Raw genomic sequence first — 21,885 nt, forward strand, 5'->3', positions numbered from 1 at the left:
CCCTTGTTCCGGATCACCATGCCCCAGCCTGACCTTGTCATCTTCGATTGCGACGGCGTGCTCGTCGATTCCGAAATCATCGCCGCGCGCATCGAGGCCGAGCTTTTGACCTCGGCCGGATACGAAATCTCGGCTGAGGAGGTTGCCGAGACCTATGCCGGGCTGACCTTCAAGGACATCATGATGCGGGTCGAGGAAAAGTCGCGCATTCCTTTCCAGGCCTCGCTGATCGACCGCGCCGAAGACCTGGTCGATCGCAAGCTGCGCAGCGACGTGCGCGCCATAGACGGCGCACGCGAGGCGGTCGCCGCGGTCACGGTGCCGCGCTGCATCTGCTCGAATTCGCGCTCCGAGCGGATCGAATTCATGCTGGAGAAGGTGCAATTGCTGCCGTTCTTTGCCGGCCGGATCTTTTCGGCGCTGGAAATACCGAGCAAAAAGACCAAGCCGGCCCCCGACGTGTTCCTGTTTGCGGCGCAAAAGCTCAACGCCGATCCGGCCAACACCTTCGTCATCGAGGATTCCGTGCACGGCGTTGCCGGCGCCAGGGCGGCGGGCATGCGGGTGATCGGCTTTACCGGCGCATCACACAGCTATCCCGGCCATGCCGACATGCTGACCGAGGCCGGTGCCGAAACGGTCATCCGCCGTTGGGTCGAGCTGAAAAGCGTGATTGCGGCGCTGTCGGAATGGTCGGACGCCTGAGAGCCGCGCGCCCGGCTGGCGCACGGCCCGAATGCTAGCCTCGCGGGATCAGGGTTGTGTTGTCGTCAGCAGGAGCAGCAGGAGGAGGAGGAGCGGGTTTGGCTTTCTTCCGCCCCGGCTTCTTCTTCGACTTGTCCGTCACCGCCTTCGGCGTGGCTTCGTCATAGCCGGCAAAGGCCTGATAGTCCGGCGCGGTGGGCTCGGGAACGACGACATTGGAATCCGTGAAGACGAATTGCGTGGCGGTCGAGGGGTCGCTGACCTGGATCTGATAGGGGTGGATCTGCGAGTAAAGAACCTCGGTACCGTGCATGACGGCGACACGGATCGGCATGGTGATGGTGCCGGGGGCAAACAGCGGTCCCGGCACAACCTTGCCGGCGACGGCAATCTTCATCGACAGCTGGCCGTTGGTGCGACTGCAGTCGCGGGTCACATCGGTGATCGAGGCCTGGTAGATGATCTTCGTCGGATCCTTGTTCGGGTCAACGATGGTTCCGTCCGGCGCCGGCTGGGCGGCTTGCGCATCCGCAGCGGCGGCGTCGGTTTTCTTCTTCGGCTTCTGGCTACCCTTGCCATAGGTGTTGAAGTAGGCCGTACCGTCGCGCAGCGTCACTTTCGGGCAGTAGGCCTGCAGCTGGCTGGCGAGAACCTTGGGATCCTGCGGCGGCGGAGGCGTCGTGTCCTTCTTGCCGAAGCCGAGGTTGAGAACGCCATTGTCGCTCGATTGGCAGCCGGCGGCGGCAAGCATAAAGCCGGTAAGCGCCAGACCCGCGACAAAGCGGTTGTTTAACGAATGAAACGCCATGAAACTGCACTTCCCTCTCGCAAAGCTGGTGCCCTATATCAGCGACGCGGCAAAAATGCGACTGAGCCAGCGTAGAAATTAACCACCTTGCCGTGAACGAAACCGCGCGGCATCAACGGAATGTGACGATGCAATATGTGAGTACCCGCGGGGAAGCGCCCGTGCTTGGATTTTCCGACGCGGTGCTGGCTGGACTGGCGCGCGATGGCGGACTTTACGTGCCCGGCACCTGGCCGCAGTTCTCCGCCGCCGAAATCCGCGCCATGCGCGGCCTGGCCTATCCCGATCTCGCCATCCGCGTGCTGTCGCCGTTTCTCGGCGGCGAGATCGAGATGCCGGTGTTCGAGCGCCTGGTGCGCGAAGCCTATGCCACCTTCCGTCATGACGCCGTCTGTCCGCTGGTGCAGACCGGCCCGAACATCTTCGTCCTGGAACTCTTCCACGGCCCGACGCTGGCCTTCAAGGATGTGGCGATGCAGCTTCTGGCGCGGCTGCTGGACCATGTTCTGGCCGAGCGCGACCAGCGCGCCACTATCGTCGGCGCCACATCGGGCGATACCGGCGGGGCGGCAATCGATGCCTTTGCCGGGCGCAACCGCACCGACATCTTCGTGCTTTTCCCGGATGGCCGCGTCTCGCCGGTGCAGCAGCGGCAGATGACGACGTCGGCCGCCGCCAACGTCCATGCGCTGGCGATCGAGGGTAATTTCGACGATTGCCAGGGCCTGTTGAAAGACATGTTCAACGATCACGGCTTTCGCGACCGGGTGGCGCTGTCCGGCGTCAATTCGATCAACTGGGCCCGCATCATGGCGCAGATCGTCTATTATTTCTCGTCGGCGCTGTCGCTCGGTTCTCCCGACCGGCCGGTCTCCTTCACCGTGCCGACCGGCAATTTCGGCGATATCTTCGCCGGCTACGCCGCCAAGCAGATGGGCCTGCCGATCGAACGTCTGATCATCGCCACCAACGACAACGACATACTGGCGCGCACGCTTGCGACCGGCGAATACCGCATGAAAGGCGTGTTCCCGACCACGTCGCCGTCGATGGACATCCAGGTCTCGTCGAATTTCGAGCGCCTGCTGTTCGAGGCCGCCGGCCGCGATGCGGCGACAGTGCGGCGCTATATGAACGGCCTCAAGCAGTCCGGCGCCTTCACCATCGAAGACGGCGAGATCGTAAAAATCCGCGCGGAATTCGACGCCGGCCGCTCTACCATGGACGAAGTCGCCGCCACGATCCGCTCGACGCTTGGCGCCAGCAACTATCTGCTCGACCCGCACACGGCCGCGGCCATGCATGTTGCCGCCGGCAAGGCCGACGGCGCGGTGCCGATGGTGGTGCTTGGCACCGCCCATCCGGCCAAGTTCCCGGCCGCCGTCGAAGCCGCCTGCGGCGTATCGCCCGCCCTGCCCGCATGGCTAGGCGGGTTGATGACAGCGGAGGAAAAATACACGGTACTTCCATCCGACCTGAAAATGGTGGAAGATTATGTCGGCCGCCACACGCGGGCGGCGCGTTAGGGAGTACTAGCCATATGGGTGTTGAGGTAAGCCGTCTGTCGAACGGCCTGACAGTCGCCACCGAAACCCTTCCAAGTCTCGAATCCGTTGCCCTTGGTGCCTGGGTCAAGTCAGGCGCACGCAATGAGCGTGACGACGAGCACGGAATGGCCCATCTGCTCGAGCACATGGCGTTCAAGGGAACGAAGCGGCGAACCGCCTTCGAGATCGCCTCGGAAATCGAGGATGTCGGCGGCGAGATCAATGCCGCGACCAGCGTCGAGACCACCTCCTATTATGCCAGGGTGCTCTCCGACGACGTGCCGCTGGCGGTCGATATCCTTTCCGACATCCTGCAGGAGTCCGAGTTCGACCCGCAGGAACTGGAACGCGAGCAGCATGTGATCCTGCAGGAGATCGGCGCCGCGCACGACACGCCCGACGACATCGTCTTCGACCGCTTCACCGAGACCGCCTTCCGCCACCAGACGATCGGCCGCTCCATCCTCGGCACGCCGGAAACCGTCAAATCCTTCACCTCCAAGCAGTTGCACGATTTTATCGAGCGGCAATACGGCGCCGAGCGTATGGTGGTCGTCGCTGCCGGCGACATCAAGCATGACAATTTCGTGCGCGAGGTCGAGAAGCATCTCGGCGGCTTCCGCAGCAAGGCCGACAGCACGATGCCGCAATATGCGCAGTATGTCGGCGGCGATTTCCGAGAGGATCGCGACCTGATGGACGCGCAGATCGTGCTCGGCTTCGAGGGCCGCGCCTATCATGTGCGAGACTTCTACGCCTCGCAGGTTCTGTCGATGATCCTTGGCGGCGGCATGTCGTCGAGGCTTTTCCAGGAAGTCCGCGAAAAACGCGGCCTGTGCTATTCGGTCTATGCCTTCCACTGGGGCTTTTCCGATACCGGCATATTCGGCGTCCACGCCGCGACCGGGCAGAGCGACATCGCCGAACTGGTGCCGGTCATCATCGACGAATTGCAGAAGGCCGGTGAAAACATCCTGCAGGAAGAGCTCGACCGGGCGCGTGCGCAATACCGCGCCGGGCTGATCATGTCGGCCGAAAGTCCGGCCAGCCGTGCCTCGCAGATCGCCCGGCAGCTGCTTTTGTTCGGCCGGCCGATTGCCAAGGAGGAGCTGATGGAGCGGCTGTCGGCGCTGACCGTCGAGCGACTGACTGATCTCTCGTCGCGGCTGTTTTCGACCAAGCCGACGCTTACCGCTGTCGGACCGGTGGGTACGCTTGCACCCTACGAGTCTATCCTCGACTCGCTCTCGGGCACGCAGACCACGGCCCGCAAGCTCGCCGTCTAAATCAGTCCAGGCGTTGTGTTCGCGCTCCCTTTCTTTCGCCGAGACCTGCCGGCGCTGAAAGGTGACCACGTCACGCTGCGCGTGCCGTTCACCAACGACTACCGCGAGTGGTCGGCACTTCGCGGCGAAAGCCGCGGCTTCCTCGAACCGTGGGAGCCGCGCTGGACGCCTGACGAACTCGACCGCACGGCATGGCGGCTTCGCATCAGCCGCTACCGCGAAGATTATGCGCAGGGAACCGCGATCGCCTTCTTCATCTTCGAGAAGAGCAGCGGCAAGCTGGCCGGCGGCATAACCCTCGGCAACATCCGCCACGGCGTTTCGCAAAGCGGCCATATCGGCTACTGGATCGGCGAGCGCTTTGGCGGCCGTGGCCTGATGACCGACGCGGTCAAGGTGGTGTCGCGCTTTGCCTTCGATACGCTGAGGTTGCACCGGATCGAAGCTGCCTGTATTCCCGACAACGCCCGGTCGATCCGCGTGCTTGAAAAAGCCGGATTCCGGCGCGAAGGACTTCTTCGATCCTATCTCAGGATCAACGGCATCTGGCAGGACCACTACCTCTACGCCCGGATCGCGGACGATCCGCCGGGCGCTGGAACGAAGGGCTGATTTTTGACGAATATCCTGCGAAACAGGTCGCTGTTGGCCTTCGCCCTGGCGGCAATCGTCACGCTGTGCGCGGCGGTCTCGGCCTTCGCCGTCGAACCGATCAAGATTGCCCGCGACGACGTGGCGCTCGACCTTTCGGGCGCCGTCGAGATCTACCGGAACCAGGGCGAGAATTTCCAGGTCTCGACCGCGCCCGGGCCGGACGGCATCGTGCGACGCATCGAGGTCGAGGCCAATGATGCGCGCTCGACCGGCGACTGGGCGGTGTTCGCGCTGGCCAACACCACCGACCAGCAGCTCGACCGGCTGATCGTCGCGCCGCATTTCCGGCTGGTGAATTCCGGCATCTTCTGGCCGGATCTCGGTTCGACCCGCATCGCCGCGATCACGCCCAGCGAAGGCTTCGCGCTCGACCGCCAGACCAGCCCCGACGCCGACGTGTTCCGGGTGACGCTGAACCCCGGAACGGTGATCACCTTCATCGCGGAACTGGCCTCCCCCAAGCTGCCGCAGGTCTATCTGTGGGACCCGGAAAAATACAAGGACTCGGTCAATTCCTACACGCTGTTTCGCGGCATCGTCATCGGTATCGCCGGCCTGCTGGCGCTGTTCCTGACCATCCTTTTCGTCGTCAAGGGAACCTCGATGTTCCCGGCAACGGCGGCACTGGCCTGGGCGGTGCTGGCCTATATCTGCGTCGATTTCGGCTTTCTAAACAAGATCATAGAGATATCGCCCGGCAATGAGCAGATGTGGCGGGCCGGCACCGAAGTGGCGCTGGCAGCGACCTTCGTCGTGTTCCTGTTTGCCTATCTCAACCTCAACCGATGGCACGGCCATTTCAGCTACGGCGCGCTGGTCTGGATCCTCGGGCTGGTGCTGATCGCCGGTGTCGCCATAGTCGACCCGGCGGTTGCCGCCGGCATCGCCCGCATTTCCTTCGCCGCCACCGCGCTGACCGGCCTTGGTCTGATCATCTTCCTCGGTATTCGTGGTTACGATCGTGCGATCATGCTGGTGCCGAGCTGGGTGATGGTGCTGCTGTGGCTGTGCGGGTCGTGGATGGCAATCACCGGCATGCTCGACAACGATATCGCCCAGCCCGCACTTGGCGGCGGGCTGATCCTGATCATCCTTTTGATCGGCTTCACCGTCATGCAGCACGCCTTTGCCGGCGGCGCGCTGCACCAGGGCCTGTTTTCCGACCTCGAGAGGCAGGCGCTGGCCGTTGCCGGCTCGGGCGACACGGTGTGGGACTGGGACGTGCTGCGCGACCGCGTCGTCACCAAGCCCGACGTCAGCATTCAGCTTGGCCTGGCACCCAACAGCCTTGGCGGCGCTGCCCGCAACTGGCTGCCGGTGCTGCATGCCGACGACCGCGACACGTTCCGCACAACGCTCGACGTGGTGCTCGAACACCGGCGCGGCCGGGTATCGCAGAACTTCCGCCTGCGCGGCGCCGACGGCCATTATCACTGGTTTTCGCTGCGCGCCCGGCCGGTGATCGGCTCGGACGGCGAGGTGATTCGCTGCGTCGGCACGATGATCGACGTAACCGAGCAGAAGAAGTCCGAGGAAAGGCTGCTGCACGACGCCGTGCACGACAATCTCACCGGCCTGCCCAACCGCGAACTTTTGATGAACCGGCTGGAGGCGATCATCTCGATCGCCCGCACCGAAGAGAAGGTGCGGCCAACCGTCTTCGTCATCGACATCGACCGCTTCAAGCAGGTCAATGACGGGCTCGGCATCTCGGCTGGCGACACCATCCTTTTGACCATTGCGCGCCGGCTGCACCGGCTGCTCAAGCCGAAGGATTCGCTGTCGCGCTTTGCCGGCGACCAGTTCGCGCTGATGCTGCTGTCCGAACAGGACCCGGCCCGCATCGCCGGCGTTGCCGACGCCATCAAGCATGCGATCAACAACCCGATCACCTTCGCCAAGCGCGAGATCGTGCTGACCGCCTCGATCGGGCTGATCACCTGGACCTCGGCGCAGACTTCGGCCGAGGACATGGTCAAGGATGCCGAGCTTGCCATGCACCAGGCCAAGCGTTTCGGCGGCGACAGGATCGAGCCGTTCCGGCCGGCCTTCCGCACCGTCGGAACAGACCGGCTGCAATTCGAGTCCGATTTGCGCCGCGCCATCGAGCGGCGCGAATTCACGCTTGCCTACCAGCCGATCGTGCGGCTGGAGGACGGCAGCACGGCCGGCTTCGAGGCGTTGCTGCGCTGGGACCATCCACGCCGCGGCATGATCCCGCCGGGCGATTTCATCCCGGTCGCGGAAAGCTGCGGCCTGATCGTGCAGCTTGGGCTGTTCGCCATGCAGCAGGCGGCGGAAGACCTCGCCGGCTGGCAAAAACAGATCGGCGACACGCCGCTGTCGGTTTCGGTCAACCTGTCCAGCCGCCAGCTAATCCGCCGCGATCTGGTCAGCGATGTGCGCTCGGTCATCGCGCGCGCCAATTTGAAGCCGCGCTGCTTCCGCCTCGAACTCACCGAATCGCTGGTGATGGACAATCCCGAGCAGACCTCGCATGTGCTGACCAAGCTGAAGCAGCTCGGCATCGGCCTGTCGCTGGACGATTTCGGCACCGGCTATTCGTCGCTGGCCTATCTGACGCGCTTCCCCTTCGACACCATCAAGATCGACAAGAGTTTTGTCGACGACGCGACGCCGAAGCGCGCCGTGCTGCTCAAGTCCATGGTCAACATGGCGCATGAACTCGGCCTGTCGGTGGTGGCCGAGGGCATTTCAGACGAAAGCGATGCGCTGGAGCTGCGCCAGATGGGCTGCGAATATGTGCAGAGCTTCATGTTCGGCGCCCCGATGCCCGCCGACCAGGTGCTGAAGACGCTGAAGGAACAGTATCCGATGACGCAGGCCTAAGGGGTCAAGCGTGCCCGGCAGCCAGGCTGAGATGCGCCAGATCGATGCCGATCGAGGCGAGGATGCGGTCGTATTTGCGCTCGATATCGGTATCGAACAAAAGCTCGGCATTTGCCGGGCAGGTCAGCCAGCCATTCTCGGCGATCTCGGTTTCCAGCTGGCCGGCGCCCCAGCCTGAGTAGCCAAGCGCCATCAGCGCGTGCCTGGGGCCACGGCCCGACGAGATGGCACGCAATATGTCGACGGTCGCCGTCAGGCAGATATCGTCGGAGACCGTCAGCGACGATTCCACCCGGTAATCGCCCGAATGCAGGACGAAGCCGCGGCTGCGGTCAACCGGGCCGCCATTGCGCACGACGAAATCGCGGGCCTGTGCGGGCAGGCGGATTGCCTCCTGCTCGTTCATGATGCCGAGCTGCACCAGGAGGTCCGGAAACAGCATCTGCTGCGTCTGGTTGATGATCAGGCCCATCGCGCCTTCGTCGCTGTGCGCGCAAATGTAGATGACGGAGCGCGTGAAGCGGTCGTCCTTCATGCCAGGCATGGCAATCAGGAACTGGTCGTCGAGAAAGCCGCGCTGGGCCGCCGTCTTCTTGTGCCGCAACAAGTCCATGGACAGGAGCGTAACGCGTTTCCAAAGCGCCGAAAAGATGCGACACGCGCGATTCGGATTTGGCCGCCCTGCCGCAGGTCACGCAAATATGATACGGGCGATCCCATGACGCCATTGCGCAGACACGAACGGACGATCAAATCACCGCCATGCAACGCTTGAAAATCATGCTGCTCGCTGCGGTCATTGGATGCGGAACCGGCTTGCCCGCCGCTGCCTCGTCGTCAGCCTGGTACGACAGCGAAGGCGGCAAGGTGCGGCTGGTGACATCAGGCAAACCCGACGAAGCCGGCCGCATCCATGGCGTGCTCGACATTGCGCTGAAGCCAGGCTGGAAGACCTATTGGCGCGATCCGGGTGACGCCGGCGTGCCGCCGCAACTCGACATCTCGGCCAGCACCAACATTGCCGACGCCGCGCTGTCGTTTCCGCCGCCGCAGCGCCACGATGACGGCTACGGCAAATGGGCCGGCTACGACCATCCGGTTTCGTTGCCGGTGACGTTCACGCTGTCGGCGCCAAAAGAGGCGACCGTCATCGACGCCGATATTTTTCTCGGTATTTGCGAGACGATCTGCATTCCGGTGCAGACCAGGCTGAGCGTCGATCCTGCCTCTGACCCGGACAATGCCGAGGACGCGGCGCAGGTGGCGGCAGCGCTTGCAGCCCTTCCCACCCAGGCAAAGCCCGATTTCGGCATCGTTGTTTTGCCGGGCGACCATGAGACGCTGGTTGTTGAGGCAAGTTTTCCGGGCAATCCGGACGCTGCCGATTTCTTCGTCGCCGGCGAGCGCGACTACATGTTCGGCGCCCCGGTGCGCAGCGAGAAGGACGGCAGGCTGGTGTTTACGGTGCCGATCCTCGACCGGCCGTCGACGACGCCGACGGATGGCGGCCTTCACTACACGCTGACCAGTGCCGAGGGTGCCGTCGAAGGCCTCTTGCCTTTCCCTTGATCCAGGCTTGTCAGCGGTTGCGGGAAACGCCTGAGTTCGCTATCTCGAAGACCAAGTCCTTCCAGCTTTTCGAACGAGGAATTTCATGACGATTGCCGTTGGCGACAAACTGCCCGATGCGACTTTCAAGGAAATGACCGCCGATGGCGCCAAGGTCATCACCAGCGCCGAGATTTTCTCGGGCAAGAAGGTCGTGCTGTTCGGCGTTCCCGGCGCTTTCACGCCGACCTGCAGCAACAACCATCTGCCAGGCTATCTCGAAAACCATGACGCCATCCTGGCGCGCGGCGTCGACACCATCGCTGTCGTCTCGGTCAACGACGTGCACGTGATGGGCGCCTGGGCGCGCTTCAGCGGCGGTGAAGGCAAGATCCTCTACCTCGCCGACGGCACCGGCGATTTCGCCAAGTCGATCGGCCTCGACTACATCAGCGCCGATATGGGGCTGCGTTCGAAGCGCTTCTCGATGATCGTGGATGACGGCAAGGTCACCGCGGTCAATGTCGAGACCAAGCCCGGTGTCGACGAGTCCGGTGCGGCCCACATTCTGGGACAGCTCTAGGGATCAATCATGGCCGATGTCCTTTGGCGCGCGATAGCGATCGGCATCGGCGCCACGGTGCTGATGGATATCTGGGCGATGTTCCTGCACTTGGCGTTCGCTCAGCCGCGGCCGAACTGGGGGCCCGTCGGCCGCTGGGTCTGGCATCTCAGGAGCAAGGTTTTTCACGACGACATCGGTGACGCCGCACCTTACGCGCATGAATCGGCGCTCGGCTGGGCCTTCCACTATCTCGTCGGCATCGTCTACGGCATTATCCTGGTGGCGTTGGCCGGGACGGCGTGGCTGGCCGCGCCGACCTTCCTGCCCGCCTTCATCCTCGGCATGGTCACGGTCGGCGCCGGCTGGTTCCTGCTAGCCCCTGGCATGGGCGCCGGCTGGGCCGCATCCAAGCGTCCCAATCCGATGCAGATCCGCGCCCTCAACCTGGTGTCGCACACGGTGTTTGCGCTCGGCCTCTACGGCACGGCCCTACTGATCCGCTGAGGCACTCTATTCGCTGACCGTGCGCGGCTTCATCGAGGCGACGGTATCGATGATTTCCTGACGCAGCGCGTCTTTCTCCGCCTCGAATTGCTCCCGCGTGATGCTCCGGCCGCCGGTGGCGGTGACGCCGAATTCCTCGAGTGCTGATTCGTAGCGCGCCTTCCACCGGATCACGTGCCCGGTCATTGCCTGGTTGAGCGCCGGAACCGAGCCCGGATGGGCCGGCAGGCCGCATGATTGCGTGGTCCGTGCATCCGCCGCCAACATGACGACGTTCCAGTCGTCGAAGCTGACGAGATCCATCTGGGCATAGAGGAATGCGCCATGCTCGCCGTCCCAGATCGTGCCGTCGATGACCAGGAAGGGCGTGGCACGGCAATGGCCGTGGCGTGCCGCCATCTCGCTGTTGAAGATCTCGGTGCGCTGCTGAAGCCGGTATTTGGCCGCGGCGAAAAGAGCGATGTAGTGGTCCGCCGTTCGCATGATGTTGCGCGCATCGTCCGGCGCGAAGCCGACTTCGCGCAGGAGTGAGCCGATCTTCGGATCGTCCCAAAGCTCTTTTGAGAAAACGCGCGTCACGCCATCGGCATCCGGCGTCGGACGCATCATTTTCTTCAGATCGGCAAAGCTGTGCTGCTGCTTGCCGAAAGTCCTGCGCCCGAACATTGCCGCAATACCTCACACCAGGTCGACTGCAGCAGTCTATCGCGCGGGGTGTGAAATTCATTCTAATCCAAAATCTAGAATTGCTTGCTTTCCGCAATCAATTGGCGCGCTGCGGAGCCGCCTTGTCGATCGGCCACAATCGGCATGATAGAGATTCCTGGCAGGAACTGACCGGTGCCCGGGTCTCAATAGCTCTGGGTCGAGCGCCGTGCCCTTGGCGCCGCCGGCTGCTTCTCGGATGCCGCAGGCTTCAGTGCCGCTGCAGGCCTCGGCACGGCAGGTTTGGCCGAGCCTTTCTTGAACGGCGCCATGCCTTCCCGCGCCAACTCGTCGGCGCGTTCGTTCTCGGGATGGCCGGCATGGCCCTTGACCCAATTCCAGGTCACCTGATGGCGTTTGTTGGCCTCGTCCAGCGCCTGCCACAGTTCCCCGTTCTTGACCGGCTTCTTGTCGGCGGTTTTCCAGCCGTTCTTCTTCCAGCCATGGATCCACTTGGAAATACCATCCATGACGTATTTGCTGTCGGTGTGAAGATCGACCGCGCAAGGCTCCTTCAGCGCATTCAGCGCCGAAATGGCAGCCAGCAATTCCATGCGGTTGTTGGTGGTCTCGGCCTCACCGCCTGACAGCTCCTTGGTTTTGCCGTTGAAGCGCAGGATCGCGCCCCAGCCGCCCGGACCCGGATTGCCCGAACAGGCACCGTCGGTGAAGATTTCAACGCGCTTGCTCATGTCAGTCCATATTCGGAGGGAGATTGGATCGCCCGGTGGAATCGCATCCTGCGGATATATTCGGTCGGATCGCGCTTCATCACCAGCCCGCCATCGGGAACGTTCAGCCAGTCATAGAGCCGGGTCAGCATGAAGCGCAGTGCCGAGCCGCGCGCCAGCATCGGCAGCGCCGCTTTCTCGTCGCCACTTAGCGGCCGCACGCTCTGATAGCCGGCAAGCAGCGCCGTGCCCTTGGTCAGGTTGAAGGAAAAGTCCTTCTCGAAACACCAGGCGTTGAGGCAGGTGGCGACATCGTAGGCGTAGAGATCGTCGCAGGCGAAATAGAAATCGATCAGCCCCGACAGTTTCTCGCCGAGGAAGAAGACATTGTCGGGGAAAAGGTCGGCATGGATAATCCCTTCCGGCAGGCCCGTCGGCCAATTCCGCTCGAAATCGGCGAAATCGGCATCGACCTCGGCCGCCAGGCCCGGCTCAACCTCGTCGGCGCGGTCGCGGGCCGCGTTCCACAGCTTGCGCCAGCCATCGATGGCCAAGGCGTTGGGACGGATCATGGAAAAGTCCTGGCCGGCAAGATGCAGCTCGGCCAGCGCCTTGCCGACCTCGCCGCAATGCCCTGCTGTCGGCCGCCGCAGCGAAAGGCCTTCGAGGAAAGTGATGATCACCGCGGGACGGCCGGCCAGCTCGCCAATGACTGTGCCGTCATGCGCGGTCACCGGCAGCGGGCACGAAATCCCCTTCCTGGCGAGATGGCCCATCAGACCGAGGAAGAACGGCAGATCCGCCCTGTCGACGCGCTTTTCGTAGAGCGTCAGGATGTAGGCGCCGCTGGTGGTGTGCAGCAGGAAATTCGAATTCTCGGTGCCTTCGGCGATGCCCTTATAGGACAGGAGATCGCCGACCGGATAGGCCTTCAGGAACGCGCCAAGCTCGCCCTCACTGACATCGGTATAGACCGCCATGGGCTGTTCACGCGGCTCCGTTGACGAAGGCCATGTCGGCCTTCGTCAGTTCGACATCGCGCAGAACCCGCATTACCGGAAAATCCTCCGTTTCGGTCGCCGTGACCGCCAGATCGATCGTTACCTCGAAGCGCTGCCGGAAGGCATCGATGATCTCGTCGACGATGATTTCCGGCGCCGACGCGCCGGCCGACAGGCCGAGCGTCGAGATGCCGGCAATGTCATTCCATGGAATCTCGGAGGCGCGCTGTACGAGAAGCGACATCGTCGCGCCGGCACGCTCCGCCACTTCAACAAGACGGCGCGAGTTGGAGGAGTTGGGCGCGCCGACGATCAGGAAGAGATCGGCACCGGCAGCGGTCTCCTTGACCGCTTCCTGGCGGTTGGTAGTGGCATAGCAGATCGATTCCGCGGCAGCCGCATGCAACTGCGGAAAACGGTCCTGCAAGGCGCGGATGATGCCGGCGGTGTCCTCGACCGACAGCGTCGTCTGGGTGACGAAGCCCAGCGCTTGCGGGTCGACCGGCGTAAAGGTTGCAGCGTCGGCCTCGGTTTCGATCAGGGTGACGGCGCCCTCCGGCAACTGGCCCATGGTGCCGATCACCTCGGGGTGCCCGGCATGACCGATCAACAGCACATGGCGGCCGAGGCGCTGATGGCGCATCGCCTGCTTGTGGACCTTCGACACCAGCGGGCAGGTGGCGTCGAGATAGAAGAGGTTGCGCGCCTGCGCGTCCGCCGGCACCGATTTCGGCACGCCATGGGCCGAGAAGACCACGGGCGACTTGCGATGCTCGGGCGGGATCTCCGACAGTTCCTCGATGAACACCGCGCCCAGGCTTTGCAGTCCCTCGACGACATAGCGATTGTGCACGATCTCGTGGCGGACATAGACCGGGGCGCCGTATTTCTTCAGCGCCAACACGACGATCTGGATGGCGCGGTCGACGCCGGCGCAAAAGCCGCGCGGCTGGCAGAGCCTGATCGTCAGCGGTGGCTTGGTCTTGGCGTGAAGCATGAATCCGGGGCCGTTGTTCAGAGCCGAAATGAGGTGTGCACCCCTGCCCTGTCAAGGGCGGCGACGATCATTCCTCCTTTGCGGGGCGGCGCAACCTGATGATGAGAACCGCCGCCAGGGCCGCTGCCAGGCCATACCAGGTGAAGGCATATTGCAGGTGGCTGTTCGGCAAATCGATGATGGTGACGCCGCCGACCGGCAGCCCGCCGGGGTTCGGCGCGGCGTTGGCGTCGACGAAGAACGGCACGAGCGCAGCACCGGCCGGCAGGCCGGCGCTCGAGGCCATGGCGTCGCGGTCCTTCCAGTAGAAGATGTTCTTTTGCACATCATTGTCGGGAAGCATCATCGACGGCTTGGCCAACAGCGGATTGCGGGCGAGCCCGGTCACCGTCACCTTGCCCGCCACTTGGCCCTGCGTGCGCTTGGCCGCGTCCTTCAGGTCGTAGGGAACGAAACCGCGGTTGACCAGCACGAAGCGGCCGTCGTCCAGCTGCAGCGGTGTAATGACGTCGAAACCGGACGCGCCTCCCCAGGTCGAGAAGAAGTGGCGCTCGCCCTGATGCAGGAACGTGCCGGTCACCGTCACCGGGGTGTAGTCGACATCGCCGGTGGCTGTGAACTGTCTCTCGACCTCCGCCAGCGGCAGCGGCGCGGAATGCGTGCGCTGGTCGATGGTCTGCAGAAGCGCTTCCTTCCAATGCAGGCGCTGGATCTGCCAGGTGCCGAGCGCAAGCAGGATACAGAACAGCACCAGGCCAAGGCCGATCAGCAATGCCGTCCTTGGCCGCGAACGGCCAGCGACCAAACCGGATGCCTGGCTCATTGCCCGCTGTCCAGCCGGCCCTCGGCCGCCTTGTTGGCGTATTGCAGCGTCAAAAGCACGCCCTTGATCAGCCGCAGCGCCGTCAGGCACAGAACCAGCGCCAGCGGTATCCACAGCAGGAAATGCAGCCAGAGCGGCGGATTCAGCGTGACTTCCATCCACAGCGCCAGCCCAACGACGATAAAGCCGATGATCAGGATGACGAACACCGCCGGCCCATCGCCGGCATCGGCATAAGAATAGTCGAGGCCGCAATTGCTGCAGCGCTTGCCGACGGTGAGGAATCCGGAAAACAGCTTTCCCTCGCCGCAGCGCGGACAGCGGCCGTGCAGGCCGGCCGAAATCGGATCGATCGGTGGCCAGATAGCCTTGTCTTCGCTCATGCTTTACGGCTCGATTTCGATCGGCGTTCCATCCGGCACCCTAGTCCAGATTTCATCCATGTCCGAGTCGGTAACCCCAATGCAGCCGTCCGTCCAGTCGACCAATTGAAGCAGCCAGCCCCACCAGCCGAAGCCGTTGGGCTGGCCATGGATCATGATCATGCCGCCGGGGTCGATGCCGGCGGCCTTCGCGGCCTCGATTTGTGCGGCGTTGGGATAGGAGATGTGGATCGACTTGTAGGCGACGCTACCGGGATTGCGCCAGTCGAGAATGTAGCGCCCCTCCGGCGTGCGCTCGTCGCCTTCCCGGTGTTTTTGCCCGACAGGGTCGCCACCCAGTGCAATGCTGTAGCTGCGGAGGATCTTGCCTCCTCCGATCAGATGGAGCCGCCGTTCCGACTTGTCGACACGCACGAGGTCGATGCGTTCGATGGCAAAGGCCGGGAAGGCGGCGAACAGAAATGTGCAGATCGTCCAGAAAATCGTCAGCCGCATTGGCTACCGATCGGCGATCATTGCGCCGGAAAGAAGATGGCGCCGAAAAGAAGAAAGGCGGCTGCGTTGTCGCAACCGCCTTTCTGATTTCTCGGGTCGATTCTCCCGGCGAAGTCGGTCAATGGCCTTCGATCAGAGCGCCGGACGATCCCCAGACATAGATCGCGCTGAACAGGAACAACCAGACCACGTCGACGAAGTGCCAATACCAGGCGGCGGCCTCGAAGCCGAAATGCTGCTTGGGGGTGAAATCGCCCTTCATCGCGCGGACCAGGCAGACCAGCAGGAAGATGGTGCCGATGATGACGTGGAAGCCATGGAAGCCGGTCGCCATGAAGAAGGTGGCGCCATAGATGGAGTCCTTGAAGCCGAACGGAGCGTGTATGTACTCGTAGGCCTGCACCATAGTGAACAGCATGCCGAGGCCAACGGTCAGCACCAGGCCGTTGATCAGCCCCTTGCGGTCGCCATGCAGGAGCGAGTGGTGCGCCCAGGTGACCGTGGTGCCCGACAGAAGCAGGATGATGGTGTTGTAGAGCGGCAAATGGAAGGGATCGAGGACTTCGAGGCCCTTCGGCGGCCAGACGCCACCAGTAAACGCCGTGCGCGCATAATTCTGGACCTCGCCCGGAAACAAGCTGGCGTCGAAATAGGCCCAGAACCAGGCGACGAAGAACATCACTTCAGAGGCGATGAACATGATCATGCCGTAGCGCAGATGCAGCGACACGACGCGCGTGTGATGCCCCTCATGCGCTTCCTTGATGGTGTCGGACCACCAGGCGAACATGGTGTAAAGGACGATGACCAGGCCGATGAAGAACAACCACGGATTGGCAATGTTGTGGCCGAAAAGCGGAAAATCGCCACCCTTGAGATACTGCATCCAGGCGACGCCGCCTATGGCCATGACCAGTGCACCGATGGCCCCAAGGAAGGGCCACGGGCTCGGGTTGACGAGATGGTAGTCATGTTGTGGTTTTGCGTGCGCGTCTGCCATATCAACCCCCGAGATTTGCTTCGGTATCTGGAACTTTGTTGCTGCTGCCTTCGATCGGCGCTGACGACGCAACCGGCTTGCTCTTTTCGACCGGGAACATCGTGTAGGATAGAGTGATCGTCTTCAAGTCCTTCAGTTCCGGCACGTTGACGATGTCGGGATCGACATAGAACATGACCGGCATGTCCAGCGTCTCGCCGGGCTTCAGCGTCGTGTCGGTGAAGCAGAAACACTCGACCTTGTTGAAGTACGGGCCGGCCAACTCCGGTTGCACGTTGAAGGCGGCGCGGCCGGTGACGGAGCGGTCGAACTTGTTGGTCGCGCTATAGTGCGCCTGAACCGTCTCGCCGATCTTGATGACGATGGAGCGGGCCACGGGCTCGAACTGCCATGGAACGCCGGCTGTGTTGGCGTCGAAGCGGATGGTGACGGCGCGGTCGAGCACACGATCGGCATATTGCTGCGTGGCGCGCCTTGTGGTGCCGCCATAGCCGGTCGCCTTGCAGAACATCGCATAGAGCGGCACCGCGGCATAAGCCATGCCGATCATGCCGCCGAAAAAGGCGATGCAGACGCCGGCGACGATGCGGTTGGTGTTCTTCTTCCTGGGGTCGGTGACTGTCTGGCGGTTCATCGTCAGCCTCACATCGATCCGGAATGACCGAACTTCACGATGGTCGCGACGTAGAAGATGACGACAAGCACCGCCAGCGCCAGGCCGATGGCGGCCGAACGATTGCGCCGGGCTTTCTGCTGGCGATCCGTCAACGTGACCAGGTCAAGCTTCTTGTCGACCATGGTCATGCTCCACCGATGGCGAGCGCGCGGCCGACGACGCAGTCGGCAAGGTAGATCGCGAAGATGGCGAACAGATACAGCAGCGAGTAGCCGAACAAAGCCTTGGCCGGCTTCATGACGCGATCGTCGTCCGTCATCTGCAGCACCTTCCAGGCATACCAGACGAAGCCGGCGCCGAGCAGCAGCGCGGCGATGCCGTAAGCCGACGTGGTGAAGCCGAGGATCCATGGCAGCACGCCAACCGGCGCAAGGATCAGCGCGTAGGCGAAGATCTGGCGCCGGGTCGATGCCTGGCCGGCGACGTTCGGCATCATCGGGATGCCGGCTTTCGCATAGTCCTCGGACTTGAAAAGCGCGAGCGCCCAGAAATGCGGCGGCGTCCACAGGAAGATGATCAGGAACAGGATGAGGCTTTCGAGGCTGACCGCCCCGGTCGCGGCAGCCCAGCCGATCACCGGTGGAATGGCGCCCGCGGCGCCGCCGATGACGATGTTCTGCGGCGTCGAGCGCTTCAGCCACATCGTGTAGACGACAGCGTAGAAGAAGATGGTGAAGGCCAGCAGCGTCGCCGACAGCCAGTTGACCAGGACGCCGAGCGTCATCACCGACAGCACGGAAAGCACCAGGCCAAAACTCAGGGCTTCACCGGGCCGGATGCGGCCGGCCGGGACCGGACGTCCGGCGGTTCTGGTCATCACCGCATCGATGTCGGCGTCGTACCACATGTTGAGCGCGCCCGAGGCGCCGGCACCGATGGCAATGGCCAGGATCGCGATCACCGCCAGCAACGGATTGATGGTCACCGGTGCGGCAACCAGGCCGACAAAGGCCGTGAACACCACCAGCGACATGACGCGCGGCTTCAGCAGGGCGAAGAAATCGCCCGCCGTGGCTTCCGACATGCGAAAGCCCGCTTCGTCAATCAATGGGTCGTCGACTAGGGCCATGCGTACTTAAGTCCATCATTCCGTTGACCAAAACCGCCGGACGAGCCGGCGGTTTCGTATTCAAGCTGCCTTACTTGATCTTCGGCAGTTGTTCCCACTGGTGGAAAGGCGGCGGCGAAGGCAGCTGCCATTCAAGCGTCGTGGCGCCCTCGCCCCATGGATTGGCGCCGGCCACCCGCTTCTTCTGGAAGGCCTCGAACACGCCATAGAGGAAGATGGCCACGCCAACGGCCGAAATATACGAGCCGTAGGACGACACCATGTTCCAGCCGGCAAACGCATCCGGGTAGTCGATGGTGCGGCGCGGCATGCCGGCAAGGCCGAGGAAATGCTGGGGGAAGAAGATCAGGTTGACGCCGATGAAGGTGACCCAGAAATGGGTGTTGGCGATGGCGAAGGAATACATGTAGCCGGTCATCTTTGGGAACCAGTAGTACCAGCCGGCGAAGATGGCGAACACCGCGCCGAGCGACAGCACGTAGTGGAAGTGGGCGATGACGAAATAGGTGTCGTGCAGCGAGCGGTCGAGACCGGCATTGGCAAGCTGAACGCCGGTCACGCCACCAATCGTGAACAGGAAGATGAAGCCCAGCGCCCACAGCATCGGCGGCTTCAGCGAAATCGAGCCGCCCCACATCGTCGCGATCCAGGAGAAGATCTTCACGCCCGTCGGCACGGCGATAACCATGGTGGCGAAGACGAAATAGCGCTGCGTGTCGAGCGACAGGCCGGTCGTGTACATGTGGTGGGCCCAGACGATGAAGCCGACCGCGCCGATCGCGACCATGGCATAGGCCATGCCGAGATAGCCGAACACCGGCTTCTTCGAGAAGGTGGAGACGATATGGCTGATGATGCCAAAGCCCGGCAGGATCAGGATGTAGACTTCCGGGTGACCGAAGAACCAGAACAGATGCTGGAACAGGATCGGGTCACCGCCGCCATCCGGCGCAAAGAAGGTGGTGCCGAAGTTGCGGTCGGTGAGCAGCATGGTGATGCCGCCGGCCAGAACCGGCAGCGACAAAAGCAGCAGGAAGGCGGTGATCAGCACCGACCAGGCAAACAGCGGCATCTTGTGCATGGTCATGCCAGGCGCGCGCATGTTGAAGATCGTGGTGATGAAGTTGATCGCGCCGAGGATCGATGACGCGCCGGCAATGTGGATCGACAGGATCGCCAGATCCATCGCCGGTCCGGGCTGGCCGGAGGTCGACAGCGGCGGATAAAGCGTCCAGCCGCCGCCGACGCCGTAGGCGCCAGGCGCGCTCGGCATGAAGGCCGAAGTGATCAGCAGGATGAAAGCCGGCGGCAGCAGCCAGAACGAGATGTTGTTCATGCGCGGGAACGCCATGTCCGGCGCGCCGATCATGATCGGCACCATCCAGTTGGCAAAGCCGCCGATCAGCGCCGGCATGACCATGAAGAAGATCATGATCAGGGCATGCGCGGTGCCGAAGGCATTGTACATGCTCTTGCCGCCATCGATGGCCGCATCGCCGTTCATTCCGTAGACCATCTGCGCCAGGCCGGTGAAGATCTGGATGCCCGGCTCCTGCAGCTCCATGCGGATGACGACCGAAAGCGCCCCGCCGACGATGCCCGCGAAGATCGCGAAGATCAGATAGAGCGTACCGATATCCTTGTGGTTGGTCGAATACACCCACCGGACCCAGCCGTGATACGGCTTGTGGTCGTGATCGTCGTGAGCTGCAGCGTCTGCCATGTTCCGCTCCGTTCCCTGATCTCTTTATGGTCGCGGCGTCAGTTGCCGGCGGCCGCTACCTTGTTTGTGCCATCGACCTCGGCCATCAGCGCCTTGTTGGCGCCGGGCAGGTCGGTCTTGGCTGCTGCCAGCCAGGTCGTGTACTGCGCATCGGAGACGACGCGGATCGCGATCGGCATGAAGGCATGGTCCTTGCCGCAGAGCTGCGAGCACTGGCCGTAATAGAGGCCTTCCTTTTCCGCCTTGAACCAGGTCTCGTTGGTGCGTCCGGGAACCGCGTCCATCTTGATGCCAAACGCAGGCATGGCAAAGGAGTGGATGACGTCGGTTGCGGTGACCAGCACGCGGGTCATGGTGTTGACCGGCACCACCATCTCATTGTCGACGGCGAGCAGGCGTGGGTAGACCTTGCGATCGTCCTTGCCGGCGGCGGCGCGGTCAGCGTCCTGGAGGATCGCTGAGTTGAAGGTAAGCGCCTTGTCGACCTGGTATTCGTAGTCCCAGTTCCACTGATTTCCCGTCGCCTTGATGGTCAGCTTGGCTTCTTCCGGCGGCGTGTATTGCGCGGTCAGCAGCTGGAACGACGGTATGGCGATCAAGAGCAGGACGATGACAGGCCCGATGGTCCAGATCACTTCGATCAACGTGTTGTGGCTGGTCTTCGAAGGGATGGGATTCACGCTCGCACGGAACTTCCAGATGCAATAGGCGAGCAGGAAAAGCACCACGGCGGTGATGATGACGATGAACCAAAGCGTGTAGTTCCCGAACCACTCGATCTGCCGCATCATGTCGGTCGCCGGAGGCTGAAAACCGGTCTCCCACGGCTGGGGCTGAGCCGCATGGGCGGACGCACCGGCAAAGACTGTGGCGGCGGCTGCGCCTGCCAGAGATTTGGCGCTTGCTAGAAAATTGGCGCTAGCTAGGAATTTTCTCATCGCCCTCATCATCTCCCGGTTCCTCGCGATCGGAGCGCAAGAATATCTGATAAAGCCGGGATGGGAATCCCGGACAGTCCCAAGGCTGGTTCAAACCATACTCTATTTGCCTCCGCAAGAAAGGAGCGGAGGAAACCGTGCGGCATTTTTGCGCGCAAGTGCGATAGCGGCCTTTTTGCCTTGCGCGGATCGGGGATGGACGGGCGGCGCAGGCGTGCGGACAGAATGCGCCGGACGGTCGCAATTCGGGCGAATTTGCTAGGGAAAAGCGGATTGTGGCCGCTATCGGGGCAGACCAGCGGCGGTCTCATCCTTTACTTGGCTTTGGCGCGGCTTAAAGTGCCGTGATTCGCAATGGAGCCGTCATGAACGCTTGGCTTTCGGCAGATTTTGGGCTTTCGAGAAACTCTTGGCTTTCGAGAAACTGGACGAAGGTCATCGTTCTCGCCGCCCTCTCTTGCGTCGGCTTGTCCGGCATCAGCCATGCCAATGCCGCGCAGCCAAGCGGCACGGTGCGGTCGACGCATGGGGCGTGGTCGATCATCTGCGACACACCGGCCGGCGCCACGTCGGAACAATGCGTGATGATGCAGAACGTCGTCGCCGAGGACCGTCCCGAGATGGGGCTTTCCGTCGTCGTGCTGCGCACCGCCGACAACAAGGCCGAGATTTTGCGCGTGCTGGCGCCGCTCGGCGTGCTTTTGCCCAACGGACTTGGCCTCAATGTCGACGGCAAGGACATCGGCCGCGCCTATTTCGTGCGCTGTTTCCAGGATGGTTGCTATGCCGAGGTCATTCTCGAAAAGCCGCTGCTCGACACGCTGAAGACCGGCACGTCGGCCACCTTCATCGTCTTCCAGACGCCGGAAGAAGGCATCGGCATTCCCGTCGACCTCAAGGGATTCGCCGACGGTTTCGCCGCCCTGCCTTGAGACTG

Annotated in this window: 24 protein-coding genes; 9 read left to right on the forward strand and 15 right to left on the reverse strand. The window is 62.8% G+C overall.

All coding sequences use genetic code 11. The annotated features are described in order from the left end of the window. The first annotated feature begins 18 nt into the window (after positions 1-18). Positions 19-705 carry an HAD family hydrolase gene (locus tag AC1DXN_RS01850; RefSeq protein ID WP_477271865.1) on the forward strand — a complete coding sequence of 229 codons (687 nt, stop codon included), beginning with the start codon at positions 19-21 and terminating at the stop codon, positions 703-705. Between the two features lie 34 nt (positions 706-739). Here the strand turns inward: AC1DXN_RS01850 and AC1DXN_RS01855 are convergent, their stop codons facing one another. Further along, a complete protein-coding gene (locus tag AC1DXN_RS01855; protein WP_477271863.1) occupies positions 740-1,513 on the reverse strand; it encodes a hypothetical protein in 774 nt (257 codons plus the stop codon). Between the two features lie 128 nt (positions 1,514-1,641). Between AC1DXN_RS01855 and thrC the strand changes: the two genes are divergently transcribed. From thrC to AC1DXN_RS01875, 4 genes are read left to right on the forward strand one after another with little or no spacing between them, the layout of a single operon-like run. Beyond that, on the forward strand, positions 1,642-3,039 hold the full coding sequence (thrC, locus tag AC1DXN_RS01860; RefSeq protein WP_477271861.1) for a threonine synthase: 1,398 nt from the start codon (positions 1,642-1,644) through the stop codon (positions 3,037-3,039). 14 nt (positions 3,040-3,053) lie between these two features. Beyond that, complete coding sequence (locus AC1DXN_RS01865; RefSeq protein WP_477271859.1) at positions 3,054-4,346, forward strand: M16 family metallopeptidase; 1,293 nt, start codon at positions 3,054-3,056, stop codon at positions 4,344-4,346. Between the two features lie 15 nt (positions 4,347-4,361). Continuing rightward, entirely contained in the window at positions 4,362-4,958 is a 597-nt protein-coding gene (locus AC1DXN_RS01870) for a GNAT family N-acetyltransferase (protein ID WP_477243578.1), read from the forward strand. Between the two features lie 3 nt (positions 4,959-4,961). Beyond that, the gene (locus AC1DXN_RS01875; protein WP_477243576.1) at positions 4,962-7,850 is read left to right on the forward strand and encodes an EAL domain-containing protein; all 2,889 of its coding nucleotides are present in this window, start codon (positions 4,962-4,964) and stop codon (positions 7,848-7,850) included. 4 nt (positions 7,851-7,854) lie between these two features. On the opposite strand, the gene AC1DXN_RS01880 is transcribed toward AC1DXN_RS01875, so the two are convergent. Next, positions 7,855-8,463: a YqgE/AlgH family protein gene (locus AC1DXN_RS01880; RefSeq protein WP_477243574.1), complete on the reverse strand. Its 609-nt coding sequence runs from the start codon at positions 8,461-8,463 to the stop codon at positions 7,855-7,857. Positions 8,464-8,612: 149 nt separating this feature from the next. Between AC1DXN_RS01880 and AC1DXN_RS01885 the strand changes: the two genes are divergently transcribed. From AC1DXN_RS01885 to AC1DXN_RS01895, 3 genes are all read left to right on the forward strand, one after another. Next, positions 8,613-9,419: a protein-disulfide reductase DsbD domain-containing protein gene (locus AC1DXN_RS01885; RefSeq protein WP_477243573.1), complete on the forward strand. Its 807-nt coding sequence runs from the start codon at positions 8,613-8,615 to the stop codon at positions 9,417-9,419. A gap of 85 nt (positions 9,420-9,504) precedes the next feature. Further along, a complete protein-coding gene (locus tag AC1DXN_RS01890; RefSeq protein ID WP_477243571.1) occupies positions 9,505-9,981 on the forward strand; it encodes a redoxin family protein in 477 nt (158 codons plus the stop codon). Between the two features lie 9 nt (positions 9,982-9,990). Then, a complete protein-coding gene (locus tag AC1DXN_RS01895) occupies positions 9,991-10,467 on the forward strand; it encodes a DUF2938 domain-containing protein (protein WP_477243569.1) in 477 nt (158 codons plus the stop codon). A 6-nt stretch (positions 10,468-10,473) separates the two neighbouring features. Here the strand turns inward: AC1DXN_RS01895 and AC1DXN_RS01900 are convergent, their stop codons facing one another. From AC1DXN_RS01900 to coxB, 13 genes are all read right to left on the reverse strand, one after another. Further along, entirely contained in the window at positions 10,474-11,133 is a 660-nt protein-coding gene (locus AC1DXN_RS01900; RefSeq protein ID WP_477271857.1) for a hypothetical protein, read from the reverse strand. 185 nt (positions 11,134-11,318) lie between these two features. After that, positions 11,319-11,864, reverse strand: coding sequence for a ribonuclease HI (gene rnhA, locus AC1DXN_RS01905; RefSeq protein ID WP_477271855.1), 546 nt, complete (start codon positions 11,862-11,864; stop codon positions 11,319-11,321). Next, positions 11,861-12,823: a homoserine kinase gene (locus AC1DXN_RS01910; protein ID WP_477271853.1), complete on the reverse strand. Its 963-nt coding sequence runs from the start codon at positions 12,821-12,823 to the stop codon at positions 11,861-11,863. Before AC1DXN_RS01910 ends, rnhA begins: the two co-directional genes overlap by 4 nt. A 7-nt stretch (positions 12,824-12,830) precedes the next feature. Beyond that, positions 12,831-13,841, reverse strand: a complete 1,011-nt coding sequence (gene ispH / locus AC1DXN_RS01915) for a 4-hydroxy-3-methylbut-2-enyl diphosphate reductase (protein ID WP_477271851.1) — start codon at positions 13,839-13,841, stop codon at positions 12,831-12,833. 67 nt (positions 13,842-13,908) lie between these two features. After that, positions 13,909-14,664, reverse strand: a complete 756-nt coding sequence (locus tag AC1DXN_RS01920) for an SURF1 family protein (RefSeq protein ID WP_477271849.1) — start codon at positions 14,662-14,664, stop codon at positions 13,909-13,911. Next, positions 14,661-15,047, reverse strand: coding sequence for a DUF983 domain-containing protein (locus AC1DXN_RS01925; protein ID WP_477243557.1), 387 nt, complete (start codon positions 15,045-15,047; stop codon positions 14,661-14,663). Before AC1DXN_RS01925 ends, AC1DXN_RS01920 begins: the two co-directional genes overlap by 4 nt. 3 nt (positions 15,048-15,050) lie before the next feature. Next, positions 15,051-15,542 carry a L,D-transpeptidase family protein gene (locus tag AC1DXN_RS01930; RefSeq protein ID WP_477271847.1) on the reverse strand — a complete coding sequence of 164 codons (492 nt, stop codon included), beginning with the start codon at positions 15,540-15,542 and terminating at the stop codon, positions 15,051-15,053. A gap of 118 nt (positions 15,543-15,660) precedes the next feature. Then, a complete protein-coding gene (locus tag AC1DXN_RS01935) occupies positions 15,661-16,542 on the reverse strand; it encodes a cytochrome c oxidase subunit 3 (protein WP_477243554.1) in 882 nt (293 codons plus the stop codon). Position 16,543: 1 nt separating this feature from the next. Next, positions 16,544-17,176 (reverse strand): cytochrome c oxidase assembly protein, encoded by a 633-nt coding sequence (locus AC1DXN_RS01940; protein ID WP_477271845.1) that lies wholly within the window; start codon positions 17,174-17,176, stop codon positions 16,544-16,546. 8 nt (positions 17,177-17,184) lie between these two features. Continuing rightward, the gene (locus AC1DXN_RS01945; protein WP_477244042.1) at positions 17,185-17,340 is read right to left on the reverse strand and encodes a hypothetical protein; all 156 of its coding nucleotides are present in this window, start codon (positions 17,338-17,340) and stop codon (positions 17,185-17,187) included. 2 nt (positions 17,341-17,342) lie between these two features. Next, positions 17,343-18,287: a heme o synthase gene (locus AC1DXN_RS01950; RefSeq protein WP_477243551.1), complete on the reverse strand. Its 945-nt coding sequence runs from the start codon at positions 18,285-18,287 to the stop codon at positions 17,343-17,345. Positions 18,288-18,357: 70 nt separating this feature from the next. Next, positions 18,358-20,010, reverse strand: coding sequence for a cytochrome c oxidase subunit I (gene ctaD, locus AC1DXN_RS01955; protein WP_477243549.1), 1,653 nt, complete (start codon positions 20,008-20,010; stop codon positions 18,358-18,360). A 38-nt stretch (positions 20,011-20,048) separates the two neighbouring features. Then, positions 20,049-20,960: a cytochrome c oxidase subunit II gene (gene coxB, locus AC1DXN_RS01960; protein WP_477243547.1), complete on the reverse strand. Its 912-nt coding sequence runs from the start codon at positions 20,958-20,960 to the stop codon at positions 20,049-20,051. Positions 20,961-21,313: 353 nt separating this feature from the next. Between coxB and AC1DXN_RS01965 the strand changes: the two genes are divergently transcribed. Continuing rightward, positions 21,314-21,880, forward strand: coding sequence for an invasion associated locus B family protein (locus AC1DXN_RS01965; RefSeq protein WP_477271843.1), 567 nt, complete (start codon positions 21,314-21,316; stop codon positions 21,878-21,880). The last annotated feature ends 5 nt before the right edge of the window (positions 21,881-21,885 follow it).

Source organism: Mesorhizobium sp. P2_H9 (assembly GCF_056403215.1).